The sequence below is a fragment of the Nocardioides sp. genome (assembly GCF_024509035.1).
Taxonomy (GTDB): domain Bacteria; phylum Actinomycetota; class Actinomycetes; order Propionibacteriales; family Nocardioidaceae; genus Nocardioides.
The window spans coordinates 18689-28909 of record NZ_JANINT010000186.1 but is presented as its reverse complement, the minus strand read 5'-3'; the positions used below and the strand labels follow the sequence as shown (position 1 = coordinate 28909).

General features: G+C 71.3%; 12 protein-coding genes. 9 read left to right on the top strand and 3 right to left on the bottom strand.

The window, feature by feature from the left end; translation table 11 throughout:
* Positions 1 to 286: 286 nt before the first annotated feature.
* Positions 287 to 1639: a crotonyl-CoA carboxylase/reductase gene (gene ccrA, locus Q0L15_RS14035; RefSeq protein ID WP_296605070.1), complete on the bottom strand. Its 1353-nt coding sequence runs from the start codon at positions 1637 to 1639 to the stop codon at positions 287 to 289.
* Positions 1640 to 1807: 168 nt separating this feature from the next.
* Positions 1808 to 2251, bottom strand: coding sequence for a methylmalonyl-CoA epimerase (gene mce / locus Q0L15_RS14030; protein WP_296605069.1), 444 nt, complete (start codon positions 2249 to 2251; stop codon positions 1808 to 1810).
* Positions 2252 to 2399: 148 nt separating this feature from the next.
* Here mce and Q0L15_RS14025 point away from each other — a divergent pair, with 148 nt between their 5' ends.
* The 6 genes from Q0L15_RS14025 (at position 2400) to Q0L15_RS14000 (ending at position 6659) form a co-directional block, all read left to right on the top strand.
* Entirely contained in the window at positions 2400 to 3590 is a 1191-nt protein-coding gene (locus tag Q0L15_RS14025) for an acetyl-CoA C-acetyltransferase (RefSeq protein WP_296605068.1), read from the top strand.
* A complete protein-coding gene (gene meaB / locus Q0L15_RS14020) occupies positions 3574 to 4545 on the top strand; it encodes a methylmalonyl Co-A mutase-associated GTPase MeaB (RefSeq protein ID WP_296605067.1) in 972 nt (323 codons plus the stop codon). Before Q0L15_RS14025 ends, meaB begins: the two co-directional genes overlap by 17 nt.
* A 15-nt stretch (positions 4546 to 4560) precedes the next feature.
* The gene (locus Q0L15_RS14015; protein WP_296605066.1) at positions 4561 to 5049 is read left to right on the top strand and encodes a VOC family protein; all 489 of its coding nucleotides are present in this window, start codon (positions 4561 to 4563) and stop codon (positions 5047 to 5049) included.
* Positions 5046 to 5876 (top strand): SDR family NAD(P)-dependent oxidoreductase, encoded by an 831-nt coding sequence (locus Q0L15_RS14010; protein WP_296605065.1) that lies wholly within the window; start codon positions 5046 to 5048, stop codon positions 5874 to 5876. Before Q0L15_RS14015 ends, Q0L15_RS14010 begins: the two co-directional genes overlap by 4 nt.
* Before the next feature lie 97 nt (positions 5877 to 5973).
* Positions 5974 to 6138 (top strand): hypothetical protein, encoded by a 165-nt coding sequence (locus Q0L15_RS14005; RefSeq protein ID WP_296605064.1) that lies wholly within the window; start codon positions 5974 to 5976, stop codon positions 6136 to 6138.
* 2 nt (positions 6139 to 6140) lie between these two features.
* The gene (locus Q0L15_RS14000) at positions 6141 to 6659 is read left to right on the top strand and encodes a PH domain-containing protein (RefSeq protein WP_366939578.1); all 519 of its coding nucleotides are present in this window, start codon (positions 6141 to 6143) and stop codon (positions 6657 to 6659) included.
* 19 nt (positions 6660 to 6678) lie between these two features.
* Here the strand turns inward: Q0L15_RS14000 and Q0L15_RS13995 are convergent, their stop codons facing one another.
* Positions 6679 to 7290 carry a hypothetical protein gene (locus tag Q0L15_RS13995; protein WP_296605063.1) on the bottom strand — a complete coding sequence of 204 codons (612 nt, stop codon included), beginning with the start codon at positions 7288 to 7290 and terminating at the stop codon, positions 6679 to 6681.
* Positions 7291 to 7372: 82 nt separating this feature from the next.
* Here Q0L15_RS13995 and Q0L15_RS13990 point away from each other — a divergent pair, with 82 nt between their 5' ends.
* From Q0L15_RS13990 to Q0L15_RS13980, 3 genes are all read left to right on the top strand, one after another.
* A complete protein-coding gene (locus Q0L15_RS13990) occupies positions 7373 to 7861 on the top strand; it encodes a MarR family transcriptional regulator (RefSeq protein ID WP_296605062.1) in 489 nt (162 codons plus the stop codon).
* A gap of 36 nt (positions 7862 to 7897) precedes the next feature.
* Positions 7898 to 8446 (top strand): MmcQ/YjbR family DNA-binding protein, encoded by a 549-nt coding sequence (locus Q0L15_RS13985; RefSeq protein WP_296605061.1) that lies wholly within the window; start codon positions 7898 to 7900, stop codon positions 8444 to 8446.
* 86 nt (positions 8447 to 8532) lie between these two features.
* Entirely contained in the window at positions 8533 to 10221 is a 1689-nt protein-coding gene (locus tag Q0L15_RS13980; protein WP_296605060.1) for a methylmalonyl-CoA mutase, read from the top strand.

Below are 10221 nucleotides of genomic sequence, written 5' to 3'. Positions count from 1 at the left end.
CTGGGTCTTCTCCGCGTCGGGCTTGGGCACCGTCGGCAGCACCTGGGTCGCGTCATCGGCAGCCGGTGCGGTGTCCTCGGCGGGCTCGTGGTCGTCGAAGATGGACAGTCCCTGGTCGCTCATGAAAACGCGCTTCCTCTTCCCGGAGTCGTTCGTGGCCTCGTGCAGACAGTCTCCCGCAGACAGTGTTGCGGATCGGGCAACGACAACACACCCCGGCCTCCGACTCATTGTCGGTGACCGGGGTGTGTGGCGTGCGGGTTGCGCGGCCTCGGGCTCGGGCAGCTCAGAGATCGCGGAAGCGGTTGATCTCGTCGAGGTGCTTGTCGCGCATCTCGTGGTCGCGGACGCCGAGTCCCTCCTCGGGGGCCAGGCACAGCACGCCCACCTTGCCCTGGTGGAGGTTCTTGTGGACGTCGAGCGCGGCCGTGCCGACCTCGTCGAGGGAGTAGGTCTTCGACAGCGTCGGGTGGATCTTGCCCTTGGCGATCAGGCGGTTGGCCTCCCACGACTCGCGGTAGTTGGCGAAGTGCGAGGAGATGATCCGCTTGAGGTTCATCCACAGGTACCGGTTGTCGTACTCGTGCATGTAGCCCGAGGTCGAGGCACAGGTGGTGATCGTGCCGCCCTTGCGGGTCACGTAGACGCTCGCACCGAAGGTCTCGCGGCCGGGGTGCTCGAAGACGATGTCGATGTCCTCGCCGCCGGTGAGCTCACGGATCTTGGAGCCGAACCGCTTCCACTCGCGCGGGTCCTGGGTCTGCTCGTCCTTCCAGAACTTGTAGCCCTCTTCGTTGCGGTTGATGATCAGCTCCGCGCCCATCTTGCGGCAGATCTCGGCCTTGTCCTCGCTCGAGACCACGCAGATCGGCGTGGCGCCGCCGTTGAGGGCGTACTGCGTCGCGAAGCCGCCCAGGCCGCCCGAGGCGCCCCAGATCAAGACGTTGTCGCCCTGCTTCATGTCGCCGCCGTTCTTGGAGACCAGCTGGCGGTACGCCGTGCAGTTGACCAGGCCGGGGGAGGCGGCCTCCTCCCAGGTCAGGTGGGCGGGCTTGGGCATCAGCTGGTTGGCCTTGACCAGCGCGATCTGGGCCAGGCCGCCGAAGTTGGTCTCGAAGCCCCAGATCCGCTGCTCGGGGTCGAGCATCGTGTCGTCGTGGCCGTCGGGGTGCTCGAGCTCGACCGAGAGGCAGTGGGCGACGACCTCGGTGCCGGGCTTCCACAGGTGCACGCCGGGCCCGGTCGCCAGCACGACGCCGGCCAGGTCCGAGCCGACGACGTGGTAGGGCAGGTCGTGACGCTTGGCCAGCGGGGAGAGCCGGCCGTATCGCTCGAGGAACCCGAACGTCGAGACCGGCTCGAAGATCGAGGTCCACACGGTGTTGTAGTTGATCGCCGAGGCCATGACCGCGACGTATGCCTCGCCCGGACCGAGCTCGGGCAGCGGCACGTCCTCGACGTGCAACGACTTGCGGGGGTCCTTGTCCTTGGTGGCGAGGCCCTCGAACATGTCGACCTCGTCCTTGTGGACCGTCACCGCGCGGTAGGACTCGGGGAGGTCCAGGTTGGCGAAGTCCTCGCTCGAGGTGCTCCCTGGATTCTCGGAGGCGGCCATGATGGCGTCGAGGATGTGCTGCACGTCGGCTCCTGGTGGGGTCGGGTCGCATGGGTGTTGGCGGGACCTTACCCACGGGTAATAGGAGGCAACACCCCCTGTGACGCGTCACTCAGTGAAAAGCCGGCCCCGGCCCACCGTAGCGGGCCGGGGCCGGCTCCCAGCGTGTCGTTCCGGCGGAGTCCGTGGGGCTCAGTGGGCCGCCGCGGCCGGCTCCACGAGCTCGACCAGGATGCCGCCGGCGTCCTTGGGGTGGATGAAGTTCACCCGCGAGCTCGAGGTGCCGCGCTTGGGCTCGTCGTAGAGCAGCCGCAGGCCGCGCTCGCGCAGGATCGCGCCCACGGCGTCGATGTCGGTGACGCGGTAGGCCATCTGCTGGATGCCGGGGCCCTTGCTGTCGAGGAACTTCGCGATCGTCGACTTCTCGTTCAGCGGCGCGAGCAGCTGGATGTGGGAGCCCGAGTCGCCGACGGCCATCATGGCCTCCTCGACGCCCTGCTCCTCGTTGGTCTCCCGGTGCGCCATGCGCATCCCGTAGACCTCCTCGTAGAACGTGATCGCGGCGTCCAGGTCGGGGACGGCGACGCCCACGTGGTCGATCGCGGTGAACAGGTGTGCTGGCACGTCAAGACTCATGGGCCCATCGTCGTACGTCGGTCAAGACGCTCGACAGGCCATGTGACATGTCTCCCACGGGACCAAAGTCTCGGCCTCTTACCCGCACAGTGACCCGTGGGTAAGGTCGGCCCGAGATCACCCCCATACCCCTCTGGAGGCTCCCCCCATGTCCAGTTCCGTCATCGTCGCAGGGGCGCGCACCCCGATCGGCCGTCTCCTCGGCGGGCTGAAGGGCCTCTCCGCCGCCGACCTGGGCGGCATCGCCATCAAGGGCGCCCTGGAGAAGGCCGGCATCGCCGGCGACCAGGTCGAGTACGTCGTCATGGGCCACGTCATCCAGGCCGGCGCCGGTCAGATCACCGCCCGCCAGGCCTCGGTCAAGGGCGGCATCCCGATGAACGTCCCCGCCATCACCATCAACAAGGTGTGCCTCTCGGGCATCAACGCGATCGCGCTGGCCGACCAGCTGATCCGTGCCGGTGAGCACGAGATCGTGGTGGCCGGCGGCATGGAGTCCATGACCCAGGCCCCCCACCTGCTGCCGAAGTCCCGCGAAGGGTTCAAGTACGGCGACACGGCGCTGGTCGACTCGATGGCCTACGACGCGCTCTACGACCAGTTCACCGACCAGCCGATGGGCAACCTGACCGAGACCTGCAACGCGGGAGCGCGTGAGCTCACCCGCGAGGAGCAGGACGCGTTCTCGGCACGGTCCCACCAGCTGGCCGCCGAGGCGTGGAAGAACGGCGTCTTCGACGACGAGGTCGTCCCGGTCGAGATCCCGCAGCGCAAGGGCGACCCGGTCGTGGTCGCGACCGACGAGGGCGTGCGCGGCGACACGACCGTCGAGTCGCTCGGCAAGCTGCGTCCGGCGTTCAGCAAGGACGGCACGATCACCGCCGGCTCCTCCTCCCAGATCTCCGACGGCGCCTGCGCCGTCGTCGTGATGAGCAAGGCCAAGGCCGAGGAGCTGGGCCTGGAGTGGCTCGCGGAGATCGGTGCCTCCGGCCAGGTCGCCGGCCCCGACTCCAGCCTGCAGAGCCAGCCGGCCAACGCGATCAAGAAGGCTGTCGCCAAGGAGGGCATCTCGGTCGACGACCTCGACCTGGTCGAGCTCAACGAGGCCTTCGCCGCGGTCGGCATCGTGTCCGCCCGCGAGCTCGGGATCCCCGAGGAGAAGGTCAACGTCAACGGCGGTGCGATCGCGCTCGGCCACCCGGTCGGCATGTCGGGTGCCCGGATCGTGCTGCACCTCGCGCTCGAGCTCAAGCGTCGCGGTGGCGGCACCGGTGCCGCGGCCCTGTGCGGCGGCGGCGGGCAGGGCGACGCCCTGATCGTGCGTGTCCCGAAGAGCTGACGCGTCGGGTGACGTCCCGGGTCTCGTCGAGCGCGCCCGCGCCGGCGAGGCCCGGGCCGTCGCTCGCCTGATCTCCCTGGTCGAGGACGAGTCGCCGCTGCTGCGCGAGGTGATGGCGGCGCTCGCGCCGCACACCGGCCACGCCCAGGTCATCGGCATCACCGGGTCGCCCGGCGTGGGCAAGTCGACCTCGACCAGCGCCCTCGTCACCGAGCTGCGGCGCGCCGGCAAGCGGGTCGGCGTGCTGGCGGTCGACCCGTCCTCGCCGTTCTCCGGCGGCGCGCTCCTCGGCGACCGGGTCCGCATGCAGGACCACGCGCTCGACCGCGAGGTCTACATCCGCTCGATGGCATCGCGCGGCCACCTCGGTGGGCTCGCGTGGACCACGCCCCAGGCGCTGCGCGTGCTCGACGCGGCCGGCTGCGACGTGATCCTGGTCGAGACGGTCGGGGTCGGCCAGAGCGAGGTCGAGATCGCGGGCATGGCCGACACGACGATGGTGCTGCTCGCCCCCGGGATGGGCGACGGCATCCAGGCGGCCAAGGCCGGCATCCTCGAGATCGGCGACCTGTACGTCGTCAACAAGGCCGACCGCGACGGCGCCGACCAGGTGCGGCGCGACCTGCGCTCGATGCTCGCGCTCGCCGAGCGGCCGGAGGGTGCGTGGAAGCCCCCGATCGTGAAGACCATCGCCCACCAGGGCCAGGGTCTCGACGAGGTCGTGGCCGAGATCGACCGGCACCGGGCCTGGCTGGAGTCCAGCGGCGAGCTCGACCGCCGCCGCCGGCGCCGCGCCCGCGACGAGATCGAGGCGATCGCGGTGACCGCGCTGCGGCAGCGCTGGGGCGACGTGCACGGCCGCTCCGAGCTCGACGAGCTCGCAGCGGCCGTGGTCACGGGCGAGACCGATCCCTACGCGGCCGCCGACGACCTGCTGGACACGGTCACCGGCTGACGGCACAGTGCCCGCGTGGGCATCGCGCGTGGACCCGTCATCCAGGTCGCCTGGGTGACCGACGACATCGGCGCCACCGAGCGGCTGCTGTCCGAGCAGTTCGGCGTCGGGTCGTGGACGCGCATCGACGACGTCGTCTTCGGCCGCGAGACGACCACGCTGCGCGGCGAGCCGGTCGAGCTCACCCTTCATGTCTCGCTCGGCTACGCGGGCGACCTCCAGCTCGAGCTCATCGAGCCGGTGTCGGGCGGGGGCATCCATCGTGAGTTCCTCGACGCCCACGGCCCGGGCCTGCACCACGTGTGCTTCGCGGTCGACGACCTGGACGCGGCGTGCGGCGCCGCGGAGGCGGCGGGGGTGCCGGTGCTGATGCGCGGGTCGATGATGGACGGGGAGATCGAGTTCGCGTACGTCGACGGTTCGGCCGGGGGAGCGCCGTACGTCGAGCTGGCCCGGATCGGCCCTCGGATGCAGGCGTTCTACGACGCGGTGCGCGCGGGATGAAGGTCGCGCTGGTCACGGGCGCCGGTGAGGGGTCGCTCGGCGAGGCGACGGCCGTCGCACTGCGCGGGCTCGGGTTCCGGGTCCTCACGACGACGCGCTCGTGCCCGGTGTCCGCCGACACCCACCCGTTGGACCTGGCGGCCCGCGACTCGGTCGAGCGGCTCGCCGCCTGGGTCACCGCGAGCTCCGAGCAGCTCGACGTCCTGGTCAACAACGCCGGCATCCACCTGGACCTCCGCTCGCGCTGGCGCGAGCCCCGGCTCGTCGACGGCCACGAGGTGCACTGGCGCACGAACTACCTCGGCACGGCCCATCTCACCCGGCTCCTCCTGCCCCGGCTGCTCGAGACCGCCGAGGCGCACGGTGAGGCCCGCGTGGTCGACGTCGTCTCCCAGCTCCACGAGCGCGGTCGCAACGCGTGGCTGGACGGCCGCGTGACGCCGTACGACTCGTGGGCGGCGTACGGCACCTCCAAGCTGGCGCTGGTCCACGAGGCGGCCGAGATCGAGCGCAGGTACGGCGACCGCGGGCTGCACGGCTACGCGCTGCACCCGGGCTCGGTGTACACCCACGTGGCCGACCGCGGCCTCGAGACCGCGCCGCTGCTCGCGCGGCTTCGCCGGCTCGCGGCGCCCCTCGAGCGTCGCGCCCTCCTGACCCCGGCACAGGGGGCGCGCACCACCGTGTTCTGCGCGACCTCGCGGGAGGCGGTCCCGGGTGGCTACCACCGCAAGGGCGCTCCTGCCGACCCGTCGCCCGAGGCCCGCGACGCCGAGGTCGCGACGCGCCTGTGGGACACCACCTCGGCGTGGGTGGCGTCGGTCTAGACCGGCGCGCCTGCGTGCATCCGGCGCTCCAGGTCGGTAGACAGGTCCGCGATCCACCGTCATGACTCCGGGTGTCACTGAGATGGAGCACTTCCCCATGCGCAAAGCCGTCATCGCCCTGCTCGTCGTCTTCGGCGGGTTCTGGATGGTCACCGACCCCCACGGACTCGCGGAGTCGGCGCAGACCGCCGGCAGCAACGGGGCAGGTCTGACTGCCGACCTCTTCACCGCGATGATCACGTTCGTGCGCGAGCTCGAGTAGCCGTGAGCATCGGGTCCTGGGCCGACCCCGGCATCGCCAAGCACCTGCTGCGCGAGGAGGGGGAGGTCATCGTCGACGAGGTGCGCCACCACTGGGTGGCCTTCGTGCGCCCGGTCCTGGAGGCGCTGGGGGCCGTCCTGCTCCTCGCGCTGAGCCCGTTCGCCCCCATCGACCTGGCCTGGGTGCCGATGGTGGTCGGGTTCGCGCTGCTCGCCCACGCGGGTTGGCTGGCGCTGCGCGAGCACCGCGACCGGTTCGTGATCACGAACATGCGGGTCTTCCGGGTGCACGGCGTGCTGGGCCAGAGCCTGGCGACGCTGCCCCTGAGCCGGATCCTCGACATCACCGTGCGCCGTCCGCTGCACGGCCGACTGCTCGGCTTCGGGCACTTCTGCTTCGAGTCCGCTGCCCAGGAGCAGGGGGTGCGCGACATCCGCTACGTCGCGCGTCCCTACGACCGCGACCTCGCGATCCAGCGGGTCGTGCAGCGTGCCGGCCTGCGCGGCAACCGGGTCGGCTGACGGGCGCCGCCGACCGCGTTCACCGCGGACACGCGGCGATGCCGACCTCGAGCAGTGCACGCAGCCGGTGGTCGAGGTCGGGGTGCTGGGCGGTCACGAGGCCCTCGACGGTGCACCTCACCATCGCCGGGGCGGTGTGCTGGGCGAACGCCGCCAGGTCGACGGGAGACCGTCGGCGCAGCAGCCCGACCCACGTCGTGGCGCCCGGCACCAGCTCGAGCGAGGCCCGGGTCGCCTGCAGGGTCTCGGCAAGGGCCGGCCCGGCGTCGATGCACAGCGGCTCGGCGCGCAGCAGGCCGGCGGCGAGGATCCGCTGGGTCGGCTCCGGTACGTCGAGGATCGTGCTCGCGGCCGCGGCGACGGGGAGCCGCACCCACGTGTGGTCGTCGCCGCGCCGGTCCGCGAGATCGGCAGCCAACGTCGCGAGCTCGTGGCGGTGGGCGTCGGAGACGTGGTCGTTGACCAGGCGGGCCAGCTGGGCCAGCAAGGGGTGGGTGCAGCCCGGGTGGTCCGACCACGGCTCACCCGCGAGCAGCGAGGCGACCTCGGTCAGCGAGGCGCCTCGGCGCGGCGTGCGGTGCCGGCCGCGGGAGAGCAGCGGCAGACCGTCGGGCACGGTCGAGGAACCCATGTCGATCACCTCACGACGAGGATGCTCCCGCCGCGCTCACCGGGGCAACCCCGATGCGCGTCCGGGCCACTAGGGTCTCGTCGTGGCCCTACCCTTCGACCCGATCGACGAGGCCGCCCGCCAGTGGGGCACCCGCTGGGACGGCGTGCCCGCGATGCACGCGGTGACCTCCTTGATGCGCGTCCAGCAGCTCGTGATCGGGCGGCTCGACGCGATCCTCAAGCCGCACGGGCTGACCTTCGCCCGCTACGAGGCACTGGTGCTGCTCGTCTTCTCCTCCCGGGGCTCGCTGCCGCTCGGCAAGATGGGCGAGCGGCTGCAGGTGCACCCCACCTCGGTCACCTCGATCGTGCGCCGGCTCGAGTCGGCAGGGCTGGTCGAGCGCCGTGCCCACCCCGACGACGGCCGGGCGGTGCTGGCCGAGATCACGCCGGCGGGACGGGAGCTCGTGGAGGTCGCGACCGCCGACCTCCTCGCGGCCGACTTCGCGCTCGGCGCGCTCTCGACCGACCAGCTCGAGCAGCTCTCCGCCCTGCTGGCGCCGGTGCGCGAGGAGGCTGGCGACTTCTGATCCGGCGGTGTCGGTGGCGGGTGCGAGCATCCGGGAATGGTGACCGCCGACGACGTGCGCAGGGTCGGGCTGGCGCTGCCGCGCACCTATGAGTTCTTCACCGGCGGGCGCTTCAAGCTCAAGGTCCGCCAGATCGTCTACGTCGGGTTCTCCCGCGACGAGACCACGATGGGGTTCGGCTACCCCCGCGACGCGCGGGACGGGCTGGTCGAGTCCGACCCCGCGACGTTCTTCCTCCCGCCTGCCCGCGACCTGCGCTACCAGTGGGTCTGCGCCCGGCTCGACCGTCTCGACCCCGAGGAGATGCGTGAGCTGGTCACCGACGCCTGGCGGATGTGCACGCCGCGGATGCTCCACGACCTGCCCGAGCTCGAGGCCCCCACCGCTGCTGCGTGGAACGCGATCGACGTGGGGGACTGGGCCGCACTGCGGCCGCTGCTGCACCCCTCGCTCCACTTCGTCGACGGCCCCGTCGCGCTGCGCGGCCGCACCCGGGTCCTCGACCACCTGCGCTGCCACCCCACCCCGCGCCCGCCCACCTCCGTCGAGGTCCGTGATGGGCGGCTCTACCGCTGGGTGCGCTGAAACGACGTGCATGAACCCCCGGTGGACCGGGGATTCCGACACCGCCGCCCCTTGGCGCAATTACTAGGACGTCCTACTATTTCTCCATGACGGAGAGCGCACGCACCCGCTGGCAGGCCCGCTACGACGCGTCCCGGGTCCGGACGGCCGACTTCACGACGCTGAGCGGGCTGGAGGTCGACCCGGCGTACGGCACCGACGAGTCGGAGTGGCCGGGGCAGTTCCCGTTCACGCGCGGGCTCTACCCGACCGGCTACCGCGGGCGCACCTGGACCATCCGTCAGTTCGCGGGCTTCGGCAACGCCCGCCAGACCAACGAGCGCTACCGGATGATCCTCGGCCGCGGCGGTGGGGGCCTCAGTGTCGCCTTCGACATGCCGACGCTGATGGGTCGCGACTCCGACGACCCGCGCTCGCTCGGCGAGGTCGGCCACTGCGGCGTCGCGATCGACTCGGCCGCCGACATGGAGATCCTCTTCGACGGCATCGACCTCGGCGACGTGACCACGTCGATGACGATCAGCGGCCCGGCCGTCCCGGTCTTCTGCATGATGCTCGTGGCCGCGGAGCGCGCCGGCGTCGACACCCGCCAGCTCAACGGCACGCTCCAGACCGACATCTTCAAGGAGTACATCGCTCAGAAGGAGTGGATCTTCGGGCCCGAGCCGCACCTCAAGCTCATCGGCGACCTGATGGAGTACTGCGCCGAGAACATCCCGGCGTACAAGCCGCTCTCGGTCTCCGGCTACCACATCCGCGAGGCGGGCTCGACGGCCGCGCAGGAGCTCGCGTTCACGCTCGCCGACGGGTTCGGGTACGTCGAGCTCGGGCTCTCCCGCGGTCTCGACGTCGACGTGTTCGCGCCGGGGCTGTCGTTCTTCTTTGACGCCCACGTCGACTTCTTCGAGGAGATCGCGAAGTTCCGTGCCGCGCGCCGCATCTGGGCGCGCTGGATGCGCGACGTCTACGGCGCCACCACCGAGAAGGCCCAGTGGCTGCGCTTCCACACCCAGACCGCCGGGGTGTCGCTGACCGCCCAGCAGCCCTACAACAACGTCGTCCGCACGGGCATCGAGGCGCTCTCCGCGGTGCTCGGCGGCACCAACTCGCTGCACACCAACGCCCTCGACGAGACCCTCGCGCTGCCGAGCGAGCAGGCCGCCGAGATCGCGCTGCGCACCCAGCAGGTGATCATGGAGGAGACCGGCGTCGTCAACGTCGCCGACCCGCTCGGCGGCTCCTGGTACGTCGAGGCGCTCACCGACCGCCTCGAGGCCGAGGCGGGCGCGATCTTCGACAAGATCCTCGCGATGGGCGGCTCGACGCTGACCTCCGATCGGCCCGAGGCCCTGGCCGAGGCCGTGCGCCGCGGCGAGAACCCCGTCACCCGGGGGCTCCTGCGCGGCATCGAGGAGGGCTGGTTCATGTCCGAGATCGCGGAGGCGGCCTTCCAGTACCAGACCGCGCTCGAGAAGGGCGACAAGCGGGTGGTGGGCGTGAACTGCCACCAGGAGTCCGTGACCCACGAGCTGGAGATCCTGCGGGTCTCCCACGAGGTCGAGGTCGAGCAGGTCCGCGAGCTCGACGCCCGCCGCCAGGGGCGCGACGACGCCGCGGTCAGCGCCTCGCTGGCGCGCATGGTCGAGGCGGCACGCGCCGAGGAGAACATGATCGAGCCGATGCTCGACGCCGTGCGCGCGGAGGCGACGCTCGGCGAGATCTGCGACGCACTGCGTGCCGAGTGGGGGGAGTACCGCGAGCCGGCGCGGTTCTGA